This window comes from Bradyrhizobium sp. ORS 285 (assembly GCF_900176205.1).
Lineage (GTDB): Bacteria > Pseudomonadota > Alphaproteobacteria > Rhizobiales > Xanthobacteraceae > Bradyrhizobium.
Map to the genome: position 1 here is coordinate 3,738,517 of NZ_LT859959.1, position 16,936 is coordinate 3,755,452.

Here is a 16,936-nt window from a genome sequence, read left to right on the forward strand (position 1 = left end):
CAGCCCTCGCCTCAGCGACGGAAGCTCTTGATCTCCGATACGCTGCCGTCGCGATAGGTCAGCTCGACCGAGACGAACTTCGTCGCCGGCGGCAGCTTGAGATAGGGCGTGGCGTTGGAGGGAATCGCGATGGGATCGCGCATGTCGCAGCCGGGCATGTTCAGCACCTTGTCCGGCACGGATGTGTCGATGCCGATGCGCACCTCACGAATCGCGCAGCGATACGACATCAGATGCGTGTAGTAGACGAGCAGCCCGTTGAACTCGCGGAACGACAGCCAGCTGGTCGCGGTCATGTCGAGGATCTTGCGCTGGTCGCGCACCAGCGCGGCCTCCGGCTCGAACCTGATCGGAAACGGCCCCTGCATCTCACCTGATGCATCGACATAACGCACCTGGATCGTACCGGCCGGCGCGTCGGCCGGCAGTTGGATCGAGGGATTCGGCATGCGCTTGCGCGTGCGCGGGTCGAGCACGTCCATGAAGCCGGTCTCGCGGAATTCGCCCGTCTCGCCCAGGCGCCAGGAGATGCCGAGCGTCGGATCGGCGATCGAGAACGTGACCGTCCAGCCGCCATTGTGGCGCGAGAACATCGCAATCGGCGCGTTCAGAATCTCGTTGGCCGGCGGAATCTTCGGCGCAGAGACCGGCGGCAGCGCGGCGAGCTTCTGCTGCGGCTCAGCGGGCTTCTCCGCGGCAGGTGCTTTCGTCATCCCGTTCAGGAAGACGTCATCCACCATCTGGTCGAAATACACCGGGATCTGCTTGTGACGCACGGTCTCGGCGAGTTCGCTCACTGCGCGCCGGGTGCGCTGCGCGACCTGCACCAGGTTCACACCCGGCTGCGTCAGCTCCTTGGCGAAGGTGCGCGTGAACACCGAGTTTGGATTGGTATCATCATTTGAAAGCCGGTCGAGCGCGGTCTGCCGCGGCCCGGCCGAGAACACCGAGAACACGCCTTCGGGCAGCTGCGTCAACGGCGCCAGTCCACCGCCGCCGGCGACCGCGCGCGTGCCCGAACGCTCGAACGGATTGTTGCGGCAGGCGTCGAACACCAGGATCGATGTCCGCGCCTTCTTGTTCTGCAGCCGCTCGATGATGCGGTCCGCGAGAATCGAGGCGTCGCGCACCAGCTCTTCCTGTCCTTCGGTCGCAGCCGGCACGTCGGTCGGCAGCAGGAAGTTCTGGCCGGCGATCTCGAAGCCGTGGCCGGCGTAGAAGAAGAACGCGGTATCGCCGGGCTCGACGGCATTGTCGAAGGCGAGCAGCGTCTGGCTGAACTGCTGGCGGTTCAGATTTTCAGCAACCATCACGTTGAAGCCGAGCTGCTTCAACGTATCGCCCATCGTGCGCGCGTCGTTGACCGCCTTCTGCAGCTTCGGAACGTAGCGGTAGTCGTTGTTGCCGACGACGAGCGCGACGCGCTTCTCGGCATGGGCCGCCGGCGCCAGAACCATGCCCAGCACCACCAGCCCGCACGCCAGCCACGTTCGCATCGATCTCATCGTCTGTCCCTGCCCCCGGTCGCGTGAGGTCACCGCTTCGATAGTCGGTCACATGATCCGGCCGGTTCACGCGATCGGTCACCAGCCCCGCAGGGCTCTACGCCATGATGCCGAACACACGCCGCAATTCCGTCGACAATTCGACGAGACCGCTCATTCGACGCCCAGGCGCGGCCTTTGGAGACCACGAAATACGACGCGCTGACGACGGTTTGCCCGCAAATAATGCAAAAACATTAAGCTTTTTCGGTACTTCGCTGCCCGCTTCCATTGACTTTGCCGATTTCGCCCCTATCTTCCGCAGCAGCGCGGCACGGATAGGATCCGATTCCCTCAGGAATTCGCCGCCGGTCAGCGTAAGTCAGACACCCCCAGCTTCGTTAGAGCATGCCGTTTCGGGGTTGAACGCGACCACAGCCTTTTACCCCTCGATTCCTAACGGCGGCGTCGAATAGAGGCCCCGTCGCCTGTTGGCGCGTGACATAGAGGCTCGATGTCTTTTTCCAATCTCGGCTTGTCCGACAAGGTGTTGGCTGCAGTAGCGGCAACCGGATACACCACCCCGACTCCCATTCAGGAACAGGCGATTCCCCACGTGCTGTCGCGCCGCGACGTGCTCGGCATCGCCCAGACCGGTACCGGCAAGACTGCCGCCTTCGTCCTGCCGATGCTCACCATCCTCGAAAAGGGCCGCGCCCGCGCACGAATGCCGCGCACCCTGATCCTGGAGCCGACCCGTGAGCTCGCGGCCCAGGTCAAGGAGAATTTCGATCGCTACGGCGTCGGACAGAAGCTCAATGTCGCCCTGCTGATTGGCGGCGTCTCGTTCGGCGACCAGGACGCCAAGCTGACCCGGGGCGTCGACGTCCTGATCGCAACGCCGGGCCGCCTGCTCGACCACACCGAACGCGGCGGCCTGCTGCTGACCGGTGTCGAGCTCCTGGTCATCGACGAAGCCGACCGCATGCTCGACATGGGCTTCATTCCGGACATCGAGCGCATCTGCAAGCTCGTCCCCTTCACCCGACAGACGCTGTTCTTCACCGCGACCATGCCGCCGGAAATCCGGCGCATCACCGACGCCTTCCTGCACAATCCGCAGAAGGTCGAAGTCTCCAAGCCGGCCACGACCGCGATCACTGTTACCCAATTGCAGGTGCCGTCGGGACGCGAGGCCCATCAGAAGCGCGACGTGCTACGCCGTCTGCTGCGCGAGGCCAAGGACCTCAAGAACGCGATCATCTTCTGCAACCGCAAGCGCGATGTCGCCATCGTGCATAAGTCGCTGCAGAAGCATGGCTTCAGCGTTGGCGCGCTGCACGGCGATATGGACCAGTCGGCGCGCACGGCCGCGCTCGACCAGTTCCGCAAGGGCGAGCTGCCGTTGCTCGTGGCCTCCGATGTCGCGGCCCGCGGTCTCGACATTCCCGAAGTGAGCCACGTCTTCAACTTCGACGTGCCGCATCATTCCGACGACTACGTTCACCGCATCGGCCGCACCGGTCGTGCCGGACGTACGGGAACGGCGATCTCGATCGTCGCTCCGGCCGATCAGAAATCAGTCACCGCGATCGAGAAGCTGATCGGGCAGAGCATTCCCACCATCGAAGGCAACTACGAGGTGCAGGAGTCCTCGCACGATGACGAGCAGCGGGAGCGCCGTCCGCGCGATGCCTCTCGCCGCAGCCGGAGCAAAACGTCGCGAGAACGCGAGCCGCGTGAGCGTGAGCCCCGTGAACGGGAACCGCGCGAGCGTGAGCCGCGTCCGGTCGCGGCATCGCCACGTCCGGCAGCGTCAGCACCTTCGCGGCCTGCGCGTAGCGAGCAGCCACGTCATGAGCAGCCGCGCAACGAGTCGCGTCGGCCGCGGCGTGACCACGACAACGAGCCGGCCGATCATTCGCACCTGCCCGCTTTCCTGCTGCGCCCCGTCCGCGCGCCGTTGCCCTGATCGAGTGAGGGTTCCGAGCTATCAGTTGGCTTGGAACTCTGCTCTCTCGGCTCTTGAACTTCACATAAGTTAAGCGCGTTGATCGCACTCCTCAGCGATGGTGCATCGTTGATGCGAAGCGAGATGTCCTGCGACGAAGCGGGGACGCAGTGCTCGCGAAACGGCACGCTTATGTAGCTCATTGCACATATACGCGACCGCCATGTTGTAAGCGTTGCTTGACGCTTCTCCGTGACTCTACGGCCGTATTTACCCCTGGTTCACACACGTCCTTTAGCTTGGCCGGCATTAATTATTTCATTGTTGTGACGGCGACGCGGGCGATTGGGAGAACCTGTGGTGGTCAATGCGCTTGACGAACACGAACGCACGCTGGCCTACGCCGAGGTCGCGCTCAGCCAGATCAAAACGCTGCGCCACCTGGCCAACCCGCGCAACTACGAGATCTGGTACGTCTATGCGACGGGCTACAACGCGCCGCTGAACGAGGTGATCAACGAGACGCTGTCGCGCAACGGCAAGCTGTCGCAATCCGAGCTCGACCAGCTCTACGAATCCTACCTCACGCATCTCAAGACATCGGACCGCATCGACAAGGTCGGCGCCCGCGTCGTCGGCGAGATCGACGACCTCATGGGCATGCTCACGGATGCTCTCGGCCGGACGGCGAGCTATGATGCGAGCCTCGCCGGCGCCGATCGCATGCTTGCATCGGCCACCAGCCGCGAGCAGCTCGTCGACATCATCGAGGCGCTCGCGCATTCGACCAAGCAGATGCGCGAGACCAACCAGGTGCTCGAGGAGCGCCTGTCGCTATCCAAGGACGAGATCAGCGGGCTGCAGCAGAGTCTGGAGGCAATCCGCGCCGAGAGCCTCACCGATCCGCTCACTGGCCTCGGCAACCGCAAATATTTCGATCGCATGATCGAGACCACGGTGCAGACGGGGCTCGCCACCAGTCAGCCGCTCTCGCTGCTGATGTTCGACATCGATCATTTCAAGTCGTTCAACGACTCCTATGGCCACCTCACCGGTGACCAGGTGCTGCGCCTCGTCGGCATGACCCTGAAGCATGCGATCAAGGGACAGGACATCGCCGCACGCTATGGCGGCGAGGAATTCGCCGTCGTGCTGCCGAACACCTCGCTACGACAGGCGCTGACGGTCGCCGACCAGATCCGCCGTGCGGTCACTGCCAAGGAGCTGAAGAAGAAGTCCACAGGCGAGATCCTGGGGCGCGTGACGATTTCAGTCGGCGTGTCGATGCTCCGATCCGGCGATGATACAGACGCGTTGATCGAGCGTGCCGACGCCTGCCTCTACGCGGCCAAACGCAACGGCCGAAATCGCGTGGTCTGCGAAACCGACCCTGAATACGCCGCAGAGACGCGCGGCCAGGTCGCGTGACGGACACGCGATAGTCCGATCCTCGATCTCAGCGGCGTCTGGCCGACGGAGCACGGGACGTACGAGCCCGCTGCTTTGCAGCTTTGCCGGTCGCTTTGGCGGACTTCGCCTTTTTCGGCTTCGCCAGCGTCTTCTTGGCCGCAGTCTTTTTCGCCGACGTCTTTTTCGCCGGGGTCTTTTCTGATCCCGACCGTTTTGGCGCGGTCTTCTTCAAGGTGCTGGCCTTTCCAGCCGAGCCCTCATTTCGTCCGGTAGACGGCTCGCGGCGCTTTCGGGACGTCGCGCGCTGCTTCATCCGCTTGGCCAGCGCTGCCGTTTGCGCGGCGCCAAACGCCTCCCTCGCCCACAGCGTGAACTCGTCGCTATCGTCGAACAGATGCGCGGGGACCTGCCAATAGGAGCGAACTGTCATCGATCGCGCCCTTGTCTCGTAGGAGAACGGCTTGGAGCCCGCGGCTTCGAACTTGGCAAAGCTCGCTTCATCAGCGCGCAGATAAAGCCCGCTGCGCAGCGCCAGAGCGAAATTGATGCCATCGGCAGAGATGCCGAAGCCGGAGAACATCCGCCGGATGGTGACCGGTCCGAAGCCGGCGAACAGCTCCTCGAGATATTCGCGATCCATCGCGGCGTGACCTCCGGCCGGGACGATTCAAAAACGCATGATGCGTTTGTCGGCCTGCCGAGGCCAGCCTGTCAATGTCGCGAACACGACAGATGTGCCGGATATGCCGGGTCGAAATCCGACGATCAGACCTCGGCGGGCTTCAGCTGCACCGACTCGCCGCAGCCGCAGGCGCTGATCTGGTTCGGATTGTTGAAGACGAACTGCGCCTGCATCTTGTCGGTCTGGTAGTCCATCTCGGTGCCGAGCAAAAACAGCACGGCCTTGGGATCGACCAGGATCTTGACGCCCTTGTCCTCGACGACTTCGTCGGTTGGCCGGATGTCATGGGCATATTCGACCGTATAGGACTGGCCGGCGCAGCCGCCGTTCTTGACGCCGACCCGCAGGCCGATGATCTCGGACTCGGCACGCGCGGTCAGCTCACGGATGCGCGTCGCGGCGGCATCGGTCAGCCGCATCACCTGCGGACGGGGCCGCGGCTTGGGCTTACTGGCGACTGGCGTGTTGGTCATATCGGTCATTTGGTCAATCCCGGCGGTGGATCAATCCCGCCCACCATTCAAACTTCGTGCCTCACCACATGTTGAGGACGAGGCGGGCCTCGTCGCTCATCCGGTCCGGAGTCCATTGCGGCTCCCAGACGATGTTGACGCTCACCACACCCACGCCCGGGACACTGGCAATGGCGTTCTCGACCATGGTCGGCAGTTCGCCGGCCGCCGGGCAGTTCGGCGTCGTCAAGGTCATCACCACATCGACGCTGCGATCGTCCTTGATATCGACCTTGTAGATCAGGCCTAGCTCGTAGATGTCAGCCGGGATCTCCGGATCGAACACCGTTTTCAACGCGGCGATGATCTCACCCGAGAGACGCTCGGTCTCCTCTGCCGGCAGCGCCGACTGCGTTTCGACGGACTGAGTTTTGACTTCGGCCGTGTCGGTCATGCAAACAAATCCCGCGCCTTGATCAGTGCCTGTGCCAGCTGATCGACCTCTTCCCTCGTATTGTACATGCCAAACGAGGCCCGGCAGGTCGCCGTGACGTTGAATCTCTCCAAAAGCGGCATCACGCAATGTGTGCCCGCGCGCACCGCGACGCCCTGGCGGTCGATCACGGTGGCGACATCGTGCGCATGCGCGCCCTTCATCTCGAACGAGATCACCGGCCCCTTGCCCTTGGCGGTGCCGATCAGCCTGACCGAATTGATCTCGCGCAGCCGCTCCTGGGCATAGGTGAGCAGGTCGTGCTCATGCGCGGCGATGCGCTCCTTGCCGACCGAGTTGACGTAGTCGATCGCAGCGCCGAGCCCGACCGCCTCGACGATCATCGGCGTGCCCGCCTCGAACCGGTGCGGCGGATCGCCATAGGTGACGACATCGCGCGACACCTCGCGGATCATCTCGCCGCCGCCATTGTAGGGGCGCATCGCGGCGAGCAGATCGTATTTGCCGTAGAGCACGCCGATGCCGGTCGGCCCGTACAGCTTGTGGCCGGTGAAGACGTAGAAGTCGCAGTCGATGTCCTGGACGTCGATCGCAAGATGGACGGCGGCCTGGCTGCCGTCGATCAGCACGGGGATGCCCCGCGCATGCGCGATCCGGACGACCTCCTTCACCGGGACCAGCGTGCCCAGCATGTTGGACATCTGCGTGATCGCGACGAGCTTCGTCCTCGGCGTCAGCAGCTTCTCGAACTCGTCGATCAGGAAGTTGCCGTCGTCGTCGACTGGCGCCCACTTGATCACGGCGCCCTGGCGCTCGCGTAAGAAATGCCACGGCACGATGTTGGAGTGGTGCTCCATGATCGAGAGCACGATCTCGTCGCCCTCGCCGACATTCGGACCGCCCCACGACGACGCGACGAGGTTGATCGCCTCAGTGGCATTGCGGGTGAAGATGATCTCCTCGCTGCGCCGCGCATTGAGGAAGCGGGTCACGCGCTCGCGGCCGCCCTCATAGGCTTCGGTCGCGGCGTTGGCGAGATAATGCAGGCCGCGATGCACGTTGGCATATTCGCTGGTGTAGGCCTGCGTCATGCGATCGAGCACCGCGCGCGGCTTCTGCGCGGAGGCGGCGTTGTCGAGATAGACCAGCTTCTTGCCGTAGACCTTGAGCGCCAGCGCCGGGAAATCCTCGCGGATGCGGGCGACGTCGTAGGACCCGTTGGAAACGGCCGGATGCGTGCTCATGCGCGGCCCTCCAGCCAATCCTGGGCGGTCGCAATCACGCGCTCGCGCAGGCCATCGTCCTCGATCGCCTCAATGGCCTCGCCAACGAAGGCCTGGATCAGCAGCGCCTGCGCCTGCTTCTCGGGGAGGCCACGGGCGCGCAGATAGAACAGCAGGCTGTCGTCGAGCGCGCCGGCGGTGGCGCCGTGCCCGCAGGAGACGTCGTCGGCGAAGATCTCGAGCTCCGGCTTGGAGTCGGCCTCGGCCTCGTCGGACAGCAGCAGTGCCCGGGTCATCATCTTGCCGTCGGTCTGCTGCGCGTCGGGGCGGACGATGATGCGTCCCTGGAACACCGAATGGGCGCGATCGTCGAGCACGGCGCGGAAGTTCTCGCGGCTGGTGCAGCCGGGCACGGCGTGGTCGACCACCAGTGTCATGTCGCCATGCTGCTTGTCACGCAGCAGGTTGACGCCGTTAACGATCAGCTCACTGGATTCGCCCGCTAGCGTGAAGAACGCCTGCAGCCGGCTGACCGCGCCGCCGCTGGTCATGTTGAACAGGCTGAGCTTGGACTTGGCGCCGACCGTGAACAGCTCGGAGGAGATGTTCACCGCATCGGCGGCATCGCGCATCAGACGGATGTGCGACAGCTGGGCGCCGTCGCCGACCCAGATCACGCCCGTATCGTTGGCCTGATAGGCGGCAACGCCATCAGCGGCGATGGACGTCTCGACCAGCGTCGCGCGAGCGCCCTGCCCGACCTTCACATGCGAGCGGCTGTAGCGTGCGGCCTTCGAAGTCGTGGCGACGTGGATCAGGTGCAGCGGTGCAGACAACTGGGCACCATCGGCCACCGTGACCACGACGCCATCGGTCGCAAGCGCCGCGTTCAGCGACAGCATTGGATCGGTGGCCTTGGTCAGCAGCAGGTCACCGCGGGACTCGTTCGAGGCCTCGTCCAGCACCGCGCGCAACGTACGCACGGTGACGCCCGCCGGAAGCGCGGCGAGGTCGGACAGTTCGGCTGCGACCACGCCATCGACCAGCACCAGCTTGGCCGCGCCGTCGATCGCGACCAGGGCGATTGCTGCTTTCGCCTTCGCCAATGCAGCCGCATCGGGCGCACCGGCCAGCGGCAGCACCTCGCGCACCAGGGCGCGCAAGTCCGTGTACTTCCATTCCTCGATGCGCCGGTGTGGCAGGCCGGTGCGTTCGAAGGCCGCGAAGGCCTCGCGCCTGACATCCGCCACCTTGCCGGCGCCGGGCAGCCGGCCCTGTGCGGCAGCGAACACGCTGCTCGCCGCCGGACCGCTGTCGTTCTTGACCAGAGCTACGTTCATCACAGATCCATTCCGGCCAGCGATCAGGCCGCGTCTTCGAACTGGGCGTAACCGGACGCCTCCAGCTCGAGCGCGAGCTCCTTGCCGCCGCTCTTCACGACGCGGCCCTTCGACATCACGTGAACGACGTCGGGCACGATGTAGTTCAGCAGCCGCTGATAATGGGTGATCACGATCATCGAGCGCTCCGGTGAGCGCAGCGCGTTGACGCCGTCGGCCGCGATGCGCAGCGCGTCGATGTCGAGGCCGGAATCCATCTCGTCGAGGATGCAGAGCGACGGCTGGAACAGCGCCATCTGCAGCACCTCGTTGCGCTTCTTCTCGCCGCCGGAGAAGCCGACATTGACGCCGCGCTTGAGCATGTCCTGCGGAATGCTGAGCTGCTTGGAGATCTCTCGCACCTTCTTCAGGAAGTCGGGCGTCGAGTACTCCTCCTCGCCACGCGCCTTGCGCTGGGCGTTCAGCGCGGTGCGCAGGAACGTCATGGTGGCGACGCCGGGGATCTCGACCGGATACTGGAACGCCAGGAACACGCCTTTGGCGGCGCGCTCGTCCGGCGCCATCGCCAAGAGATCCTCGCCCTTGAACAGGATCTCGCCCCCGGTCACCTCATAGCCCGGCTTGCCGGCGATGACGTGGCTCAGCGTCGACTTGCCGGAGCCGTTCGGCCCCATGATCGCATGCACCTTGCCTTCGTCGATCGTCAGCGTCAGGCCGTGAAGGATCTCGCGCTCCTCGACGCGGACCTGCAGGTTCTTGATTTCGAGTAGTGCCATGGTTTTCTCTTCTATCTGTCCCTCGTCCTCTCGGAGCGCCGCAGGCGCATCGCGAAGGACCGAGGCTCACAAAGCGGATGCTGGAGAAGGCCGCGCGGCGGCCCTCTCGGAAGGCGGCCTTAGCCGACCGATCCTTCGAGGCTGATCGAAATCAGCTTCTGCGCCTCGACGGCAAACTCCATCGGCAGCTGCTGCAGCACGTCCTTGACGAAGCCGTTGACGACGAGCCCGACTGCTTCCTCTTGGCTCAGGCCGCGCTGGATGCAGTAGAACAGCACGTCCTCGGAGATCTTGGACGTCGTTGCCTCATGCTCGAAGGTCGCCGAGGAGTTCTTGGCCTCGATATAGGGCACCGTATGCGCGCCGCATTTGTCGCCGATCAGGAGCGAATCGCAGGCGGTGAAGTTGCGCGCGCCGGTGGCCTTCCGATGCGCCGTCACCAGACCGCGATAGGTGTTCTGCGAGCGGCCCGCGGCGATGCCCTTGGAGATGATCCGGCTCGACGTGTTCTTGCCGAGATGGATCATCTTGGTGCCTGAGTCGACCTGCTGGAAGCCGTTGGAGATCGCGATCGAGTAGAACTCGCCGCGCGAATTGTCGCCGCGCAGGATGCAGCTCGGATACTTCCAGGTGATCGCCGATCCCGTCTCGACCTGGGTCCAGGAGATCTTTGAATTGGCGCCACGGCAGTCGCCACGCTTGGTGACGAAATTGTAGATGCCGCCCTTGCCTTCCGAATTGCCAGGATACCAGTTTTGCACCGTCGAGTACTTGATCTCGGCGTCGTCCATCGCGACCAGCTCGACGACCGCCGCATGCAGCTGGTTCTCGTCGCGCTGCGGCGCCGTGCAGCCTTCGAGATAGCTGACATAGGCGCCCTTGTCGGCGATGATCAGCGTGCGCTCGAACTGGCCGGTGTTGCGCTCGTTGATGCGGAAATAGGTCGACAACTCCATCGGGCAGCGCACGCCCGGCGGCACGTAGACGAACGAGCCGTCGGAGAACACCGCCGAGTTCAGGGTGGCGTAGAAGTTGTCCGACGTCGGCACCACGCTGCCGAGATATTTCTGCACCAGCTCGGGATATTCGCGGATCGCCTCCGAGATCGGCATGAAGATCACGCCGGCCTTCTTCAGCTCCTCCTTGAAGGTCGTCGCCACCGACACCGAATCGAACACCGCGTCGACGGCAATCTTGCGCGTCTCCGGAGTGCCAGCGCCGGGCACAGGCTCCACGCCCTCGAGGATCGCGACCTCGCGCAGGGGAATGCCGAGTTTCTCATAGGTCTTCAGGATCTCCGGATCGATCTCGTCGATCGAGGAGAGCTGCTTCTTCGGCTTCGGCGCGGCGTAGTAGTACAGGTCCTGGAAGTCGATCTTCGGATAGTCGACGCGCGCCCAGGTCGGCTCCTGCATGGTCAGCCAGCGGCGATAGGCCTCCAGGCGCCATTCGAGCATCCAGGCGGGCTCGTTCTTCTTGCCCGAGATGAAGCGGATCGTGTCTTCGGACAGGCCCTTGGGGGCCTTCTCGGATTCGATGACTGTTTCGAATCCATAGCGATATTGGTCAACGTCGATCCGCCTGACGCGGTCGACCGTCTCTTGTACGGCTGGCATTCCATCCTCCGCTCGCGGTTTCAAGGACCGCGGTGGACATCTCTGGAACCGTCTTACGACGTTTCGCAGACGAAATCACGCCCTTAGAATCGCTCAAGCGCTGTTTCGTCACGTCCTTTAAGTAGGGTCATCGACAGCTTTCGCCAAGCCTCGACGGCCCGATCGACCTCCGCTGACGTCGTGGACCAGCCCAGACTGAGGCGCACCGCTCCCTGGGCGGCGGCGGAACTGGCGCCCATGGCCTCCAGCACGTGCGAGGCCTGAACCTTCCCCGAGGAGCAGGCCGAACCGGAAGATACTGCAATACCTTCAAGATCGAAGCCGATCACGGCGGTTTCGGCCTTCAGCCCGGGTGCCGTAAACAGCGTGGTATTGGGCAGCCGCGGGGCATCGGACGAAAAGACGGTAACGCCGGCCGTCTTACGCAGGCCGGTCTCCAGATTGTCGCGGAGCGCCGTAAGCCGGGGGAGATCCGCCTCAAGTCCCGCCAGAGCCGCGCCCGCCGCGGCGCCGAAGCCGGCGATCCCAGCCAGATTTTCGGTTCCGGCGCGGCGCCCCCGCTCCTGGCCGCCGCCCCTCAGGACCGGGATGACGTCCTCGACCCCGGCGCCCAGCACCAGCGCGCCGACACCCTTGGGGCCTCCGATCTTGTGCGCAGAGACTGTCACAAGATTTGCACCCATCTGGTTGATATCGAGAGGAATTTTGCCGAACGCCTGGATCGCGTCGACATGCAGCAGGCCGCCGGCCTGGCTGACGATCTCAGCGACTTGCGAAACCTGTTGAAGCACGCCGGTCTCGTTGTTGGCCCCCATCACCGAGACCAGCGCCGGCGGACCGCCGGCCAGGAGCGCTGCCAGCCGGCCGAGATCGACCACGCCGGACCGATCGACCGGGATTATCTGCACCGCCTCCGGCGCAAACCGGCCGCCGGCCAGCACCGAGGCATGCTCGACCGCCGAGACCAGCAGCCGCTCCACCGGTCCGGCCGGCGCCTTCAGCCCGGGGCTCAAGGCCAGCGTATTGGCCTCCGTGCCGCCGGAGGTGAACACGACGCGGCGTGCGACCGTGCCGAGGCCGCGGGCGATCGCCGCGCGGGCCTCTTCCATCATCCGCCGCGCCTTGCGGCCTTCATCGTGCACCGACGACGGATTGCCGACGAGATCGAACGCGGCCAGCATCGCCGCGCGCGCCTCGGGCCGCAGCGGCGTGGTGGCATTCCAGTCGAGATAGACGCGATCCGGCATGGCCTCTCTTACCACCTTGTGCGACCGCGCCAATCGGAACCGCATCTCAGGCCGACTGCTGAACGGCCTTCACCGGCGCGTTCGTCCCCATCCGCAACCCGAACAGCGGCCGCAGCCAGCTGACCCGCCTCACGATCTCGTAGGTAACAACGCAGGTGGCGACAGTGCCCGCCATGATGATCCCCGCTTCCAGCCCGGCGGAGAGGCCGCTGCCCTGCAGAGCGTGCGCGATCATGATGATCGCGGTCTGATGCACGATGTAATAGGGAAACATCGCATCCGTGAGATAGCGCCGCACCGGCCCATCGGCCGTGACCAGGCGCCGCGCCATCCCGAGCACCGCAGCCATCGCCAGCCATTGATAGCAGCCATAGACGACACCAGCGATCGTCTTGAGCGTCGGCAGCGGCGCGAGCGTCAGACCGAAGCCCGCACGGATCGAGAGGAAGACCGTGAAGACACCGGCCGCGGCCGCCAGCGCAACCCAGCGCCACCGCTCCAGCGTGGCCCACACAGTCTCATCCCTGGCCAGCAGGAAGCCGATCAGAAAGGAGGTCGCATAGTCGGCGTGATCGTACCAATCGCCCAGCAGTGCATGGGTCGACGGAAACAGCGGGAACAGAACCACCCGCCAGGCAACGAACAGAAGGCACGGCAGGATCAACAGCCAAGGCCCGCGGAGCACGGCGCCAAGCCCCGCGCCGAGCCGCTCCGCCAGCGCCGGCCAGATGGCCAGCACGCCGATCACGGACGCGGTGTAGACCCAGAGATAGAGCACGAACCAGAGATGGTTCCAGGTCGGCATCATGATGCAGGGCCCCGGGCAAAACTGCACGGAGAAGCTGAGATAGTGCCGAAGGTAGAAGTCAGGAAAGCCGCCGGAATAGCCGACGCTCTCGATGACCTGCGCATAGGACTGCAGCGGCACGATCACCAGCATGCCGAAGACGAGCGGAATGAGCAGCCGGGCCGAGCGCGCGCGGAGCAGCGCCCTCCGGTGGTTTTTGCCGAGCATGAAGCGGGTCGCGACGCCGGAGACCAGGAACAGCAGCGACAGCCGCCACGGGTTGACCAGCAGCATCACTGGCTCCAGCCAGACCAGCCGATGGTCGCTCTTGATGTGGAAGCCCCAGGATACGTAGAGCATGCCGACGTGGTAGAGGATCAGCAGGCCGAAGGCGCCAATCCGGACCCAGTCAAGATCGATGCGCCGCTCCGAGGGCGAGTATGGTTGGGATGCCGACATAATGATCGCCTTCCTGGGCCGGACGCGGGTGTGATCGTCGCGCCGGCGCTGCGTTGAGATGTCCGACACGCAATCTGCAAGCCAAGCGACCGAAGTCGAGCCGGTTTGGGATCGGCCCGCCCGCCCGCGGGATGAAAAGCCGCCACCGGGGACGAGCGGTGGTCATCGCGGGATCAGCGGTGACTGGGTGATAGTCGGGGCGACTGCAGTGATCGCGATGCGACGTGTCGGCGGCCGGGGACGCGGCAAGCCCCATGCTGCCGACCAGGCGACATGGTGATATCGTCGCTCGCCTGGAGAATGGCGGGTGCGGTCCCATGAACAAGATCAATGATCTGATCCTGCGTCCGAACGATCGGATCTTCTATGCGACGACAGCCGCGCTATCCGTCGGCATCGGCATCATCAACGCCTTTTCATCAGCCCACGATGCCTTCCGGCGAGGCGCCGCCTACGACCTCGAAAAGCCGATGCTGTTCGAATTGACGAGCATTCTGTTCGTCATTCTGCTGGCGCCCTTGCTGGTGGCGACCGTCCGATCGATTCGCGGCTCATCTGGTATCGTCCGTCGCGCGATCCTCGCCGCGGCAGCTCTCCTCGCCTTCTCGGCGCTGCACATGCTCGGCATGGTGGCGTTGCGCAAGCTGCTGATCTGGACTGTGGGCGGCAGCTACGATTTCAATCTCTCCTGGCCGACGCTGCTGTACGAGTTCAGGAAGGACATCATGACGGTACTGCTCATCAGCACCACGCTCTGGCTCTGGGACGGCTACCACGCCGGCAGCGCACGGAGCGTGTCCCCGGAGCGGGAGAACGACACGGCTGTCCCGGCCGCCCTCTGGTTGCGTGATGGCACGAGCCGGACCCGGATTGCGCCGGCGGAGATCCTGTGGGTGGCGTCGGCCGGCAATTATATCGAGTACACCATGGCAGGCGGACGCCAGCACCTGATCCGCGGGACGCTCTCGGCCGCCGAAATCGAGCTCGCTCGTTTCGGGCTCGTTCGCATCCACCGCAGCCGGCTGGCCAACCTCGCGCGGGTGACCGCGCTCTCGGTGCTGCCATCAGGCGATTTTGGCCTGACCTTCGACACCGGACAGTCCATCCAAGGCAGCCGTCGCTATCGCAGCGCCGCGGTGCAGTTGGAGCAGATGTCCGCACCGAGCCCTGGCGCCGCTCCGCCGGAGGCGGAAAATTCCAAGACTTTCAACCAGCTGCAGGGAGATCCTGAGCGGACGGGCTGATCTCGCGCGCAAGCGCGGCTCGCGCCGACGACGTGGGTTCGAAGCCCTTCTCCCCGTCGCCGGGCGTTGAAAATCCTTGCTTTTTGCCCCGCGCTCCATGCTAGAAGGCCAACTTCCAGTCACGCCAGCGCTGCTCCGTCCAAGCGAACGGATGGCGCTCGATCACCACTTTTCCTGCTGATGTCCCCAGCTGATGTCTTCGGCGAGGCGCCAGATGAGGCACGGACGAAGTCGGTCGATGCTCTGCCAAGGATTCTCTGATGCCTGAAGTCATCTTCAACGGTCCGGCCGGCCGCCTCGAAGGCCGTTACCATCCGGCGAAGCAGAAGAACGCGCCGATCGCGATGATCCTGCATCCGCATCCGCAGTTCCATGGCACGATGAACCATCAGATCGTGTACCAGTGCTACTACGCCTTCGCGCATCGCGGCTTCTCGGTGCTGCGCTTCAATTTCCGTGGTGTCGGCCGCAGCCAGGGCTCGTTCGACCACGGCACCGGCGAGCTGTCGGATGCCGCCTCGGCGCTCGACTGGGCGCAGACGATCAACCCCGAGGCGCGCGCCTGCTGGGTCGCCGGCTTCTCGTTCGGCGCCTGGATCGGCATGCAGCTCCTGATGCGCCGCCCCGAGGTCGAGGGCTTCATCTCGATCGCCCCGCCCGCCAATCTCTACGACTTCTCGTTCCTGGCGCCCTGCCCGTCCTCGGGCCTGATCGTGCACGGCGAGAAGGACGCGGTGGTGCCGCCGAAGGACGTCAACACCCTGGTCGAGAAGCTGAAGACGCAGAAGGGCATCGTGATCGACCAGCAGGTCATCCCCGGCGCCAACCACTTCTTCGACGGCAAGCTCGAGCCGCTGATGGAGACCATCACGGCCTATCTGGACATGCGGCTCGCTAATGTGAGGTGAGGCTAAGCGCATAGCTGCTGTAGGGTGGGCAAAGGCGCATCCGACGCTCCATCGACTCGGATGGTCGTCGAAGCGCCGTGCCCACCATTCCCAACCGCCGGCGCGGAGCCAACGGTGGGCACGCCTTCGATCGCCGCTTCGCGCCGATCTGCGGCTTTGCCCACCCTACGAACTATCAGCCACACGCTCGAACTACGCCGCCTGCTTCAACAAATAGGCATCGTGCCGCGCCAGGAATGCGCGGAGCAGCTGCGGATAGTCGTTGCTGACTGCGGCCGCGACGCTCAGCCGCTGCGCCAGCTGATCGCGCCACGCACGAACCTTCGGGGTGGCGGCGAAGATACCGAGATCAACGTAACCATCGAACACATCGAAGTAGCGGAAGATCGGCGCGAACACCGCATCGACCAGGCTGAACTGCGCACCCGCGAAAAACGGCCCCTCGCCCAGCGCCGCTTCGACGCGTGCGAACTTCGCGATCAGCGCCTCGCGCTTGGCGGCGAACACGGCAGCATCCTGCGTCGTCTCGAGACCCCAAAGATCGCCTGATATCGCCGAGCCGAACTCCATCCAAGCCCGATGCTGCGCCCGGGCCAGCGCATCGTCAGGATGCAGCTTCGCGCCGCCTTGCGTCTCCTCGATGTACTCGCAGATCACGTTGCTCTCGAACAGCGCCACCTCGCCTTGCGGCGTGGGCACCACCAGCACCGGCACCTTGCCCAGCGGCGAGATCTTCAGGAACCAGTCGGGCTTGTTGGCGAGATCGATGTCGATCCGCTCGAAGGCAATGCCCTTCTCGGTGAGCGCGATGACCGCGCGCTGCACATAGGGGCAGAGCGTGTGGCTGATCAGCTTCAGAACAGGCATGACATCCCCGGCAGTTTGATGCAGATGCATCAAACT

General features: G+C 64.5%; 15 protein-coding genes. 4 read left to right on the forward strand and 11 right to left on the reverse strand.

Annotation, left to right across the window (positions count from 1 at the left end; all coding sequences use genetic code 11):
• Window positions 1-11: 11 nt before the first annotated feature.
• The gene (locus BRAD285_RS16810; protein ID WP_035648455.1) at window positions 12-1,505 is read right to left on the reverse strand and encodes a caspase family protein; all 1,494 of its coding nucleotides are present in this window, start codon (window positions 1,503-1,505) and stop codon (window positions 12-14) included.
• Between the two features lie 493 nt (window positions 1,506-1,998).
• Here BRAD285_RS16810 and BRAD285_RS16815 point away from each other — a divergent pair, with 493 nt between their 5' ends.
• Both BRAD285_RS16815 and BRAD285_RS16820 read left to right on the forward strand, forming a co-directional pair.
• Window positions 1,999-3,456 carry a DEAD/DEAH box helicase gene (locus tag BRAD285_RS16815; protein ID WP_006614810.1) on the forward strand — a complete coding sequence of 486 codons (1,458 nt, stop codon included), beginning with the start codon at window positions 1,999-2,001 and terminating at the stop codon, window positions 3,454-3,456.
• A 339-nt stretch (window positions 3,457-3,795) separates the two neighbouring features.
• Window positions 3,796-4,863: a GGDEF domain-containing protein gene (locus BRAD285_RS16820; protein ID WP_006614811.1), complete on the forward strand. Its 1,068-nt coding sequence runs from the start codon at window positions 3,796-3,798 to the stop codon at window positions 4,861-4,863.
• 28 nt (window positions 4,864-4,891) lie between these two features.
• Here the strand turns inward: BRAD285_RS16820 and BRAD285_RS16825 are convergent, their stop codons facing one another.
• The 9 genes from BRAD285_RS16825 to BRAD285_RS16865 form a co-directional block, all read right to left on the reverse strand.
• A complete protein-coding gene (locus BRAD285_RS16825; protein ID WP_006614812.1) occupies window positions 4,892-5,485 on the reverse strand; it encodes a TfoX/Sxy family protein in 594 nt (197 codons plus the stop codon).
• 125 nt (window positions 5,486-5,610) lie between these two features.
• Complete coding sequence (locus tag BRAD285_RS16830) at window positions 5,611-6,000, reverse strand: iron-sulfur cluster assembly accessory protein (protein WP_006614813.1); 390 nt, start codon at window positions 5,998-6,000, stop codon at window positions 5,611-5,613.
• Window positions 6,001-6,061: 61 nt separating this feature from the next.
• Window positions 6,062-6,433: an SUF system Fe-S cluster assembly protein gene (locus BRAD285_RS16835; RefSeq protein ID WP_006614814.1), complete on the reverse strand. Its 372-nt coding sequence runs from the start codon at window positions 6,431-6,433 to the stop codon at window positions 6,062-6,064.
• A complete protein-coding gene (locus tag BRAD285_RS16840; protein WP_006614815.1) occupies window positions 6,430-7,677 on the reverse strand; it encodes a cysteine desulfurase in 1,248 nt (415 codons plus the stop codon). The genes BRAD285_RS16835 and BRAD285_RS16840 overlap by 4 nt, the downstream gene beginning before the upstream one ends.
• Window positions 7,674-8,996, reverse strand: a complete 1,323-nt coding sequence (gene sufD, locus BRAD285_RS16845; protein WP_006614816.1) for a Fe-S cluster assembly protein SufD — start codon at window positions 8,994-8,996, stop codon at window positions 7,674-7,676. The genes BRAD285_RS16840 and sufD overlap by 4 nt, the downstream gene beginning before the upstream one ends.
• Before the next feature lie 23 nt (window positions 8,997-9,019).
• The gene (sufC, locus tag BRAD285_RS16850) at window positions 9,020-9,772 is read right to left on the reverse strand and encodes a Fe-S cluster assembly ATPase SufC (RefSeq protein ID WP_006614817.1); all 753 of its coding nucleotides are present in this window, start codon (window positions 9,770-9,772) and stop codon (window positions 9,020-9,022) included.
• A gap of 119 nt (window positions 9,773-9,891) precedes the next feature.
• Entirely contained in the window at window positions 9,892-11,388 is a 1,497-nt protein-coding gene (gene sufB, locus BRAD285_RS16855; protein WP_006614818.1) for a Fe-S cluster assembly protein SufB, read from the reverse strand.
• 83 nt (window positions 11,389-11,471) lie between these two features.
• The gene (locus BRAD285_RS16860; protein ID WP_006614819.1) at window positions 11,472-12,635 is read right to left on the reverse strand and encodes a cysteine desulfurase family protein; all 1,164 of its coding nucleotides are present in this window, start codon (window positions 12,633-12,635) and stop codon (window positions 11,472-11,474) included.
• 46 nt (window positions 12,636-12,681) lie between these two features.
• Complete coding sequence (locus BRAD285_RS16865; protein WP_006614820.1) at window positions 12,682-13,881, reverse strand: acyltransferase family protein; 1,200 nt, start codon at window positions 13,879-13,881, stop codon at window positions 12,682-12,684.
• Window positions 13,882-14,105: 224 nt separating this feature from the next.
• Here BRAD285_RS16865 and BRAD285_RS16870 point away from each other — a divergent pair, with 224 nt between their 5' ends.
• The gene (locus BRAD285_RS16870; RefSeq protein ID WP_244563592.1) at window positions 14,106-15,125 is read left to right on the forward strand and encodes a LytTR family DNA-binding domain-containing protein; all 1,020 of its coding nucleotides are present in this window, start codon (window positions 14,106-14,108) and stop codon (window positions 15,123-15,125) included.
• 260 nt (window positions 15,126-15,385) lie between these two features.
• Window positions 15,386-16,033, forward strand: a complete 648-nt coding sequence (locus BRAD285_RS16875) for an alpha/beta hydrolase (RefSeq protein WP_006614822.1) — start codon at window positions 15,386-15,388, stop codon at window positions 16,031-16,033.
• A 192-nt stretch (window positions 16,034-16,225) separates the two neighbouring features.
• On the opposite strand, the gene BRAD285_RS16880 is transcribed toward BRAD285_RS16875, so the two are convergent.
• The gene (locus BRAD285_RS16880; RefSeq protein WP_006614823.1) at window positions 16,226-16,900 is read right to left on the reverse strand and encodes a glutathione S-transferase family protein; all 675 of its coding nucleotides are present in this window, start codon (window positions 16,898-16,900) and stop codon (window positions 16,226-16,228) included.
• Window positions 16,901-16,936 lie beyond the last annotated feature (36 nt).

Bases quoted from the DNA above. Each gene is read 5' to 3' on its own strand.
- sufD (WP_006614816.1), bottom strand. From the start codon at position 8,996: ATGAACGTAGCTCTGGTCAAGAACGACAGCGGTCCGGCGGCGAGCAGC.
- BRAD285_RS16880 (WP_006614823.1), bottom strand. From the start codon at position 16,900: ATGCCTGTTCTGAAGCTGATCAGCCACACGCTCTGCCCCTATGTGCAG.
- BRAD285_RS16860 (WP_006614819.1), bottom strand. From the start codon at position 12,635: ATGCCGGATCGCGTCTATCTCGACTGGAATGCCACCACGCCGCTGCGG.
- BRAD285_RS16810 (WP_035648455.1), bottom strand. From the start codon at position 1,505: ATGAGATCGATGCGAACGTGGCTGGCGTGCGGGCTGGTGGTGCTGGGC.
- BRAD285_RS16835 (WP_006614814.1), bottom strand. From the start codon at position 6,433: ATGACCGACACGGCCGAAGTCAAAACTCAGTCCGTCGAAACGCAGTCG.
- BRAD285_RS16875 (WP_006614822.1), top strand. From the start codon at position 15,386: ATGCCTGAAGTCATCTTCAACGGTCCGGCCGGCCGCCTCGAAGGCCGT.
- BRAD285_RS16865 (WP_006614820.1), bottom strand. From the start codon at position 13,881: ATGTCGGCATCCCAACCATACTCGCCCTCGGAGCGGCGCATCGATCTT.
- BRAD285_RS16815 (WP_006614810.1), top strand. From the start codon at position 1,999: ATGTCTTTTTCCAATCTCGGCTTGTCCGACAAGGTGTTGGCTGCAGTA.
- sufB (WP_006614818.1), bottom strand. From the start codon at position 11,388: ATGCCAGCCGTACAAGAGACGGTCGACCGCGTCAGGCGGATCGACGTT.
- BRAD285_RS16825 (WP_006614812.1), bottom strand. From the start codon at position 5,485: ATGGATCGCGAATATCTCGAGGAGCTGTTCGCCGGCTTCGGACCGGTC.
- sufC (WP_006614817.1), bottom strand. From the start codon at position 9,772: ATGGCACTACTCGAAATCAAGAACCTGCAGGTCCGCGTCGAGGAGCGC.
- BRAD285_RS16840 (WP_006614815.1), bottom strand. From the start codon at position 7,677: ATGAGCACGCATCCGGCCGTTTCCAACGGGTCCTACGACGTCGCCCGC.
- BRAD285_RS16830 (WP_006614813.1), bottom strand. From the start codon at position 6,000: ATGACCAACACGCCAGTCGCCAGTAAGCCCAAGCCGCGGCCCCGTCCG.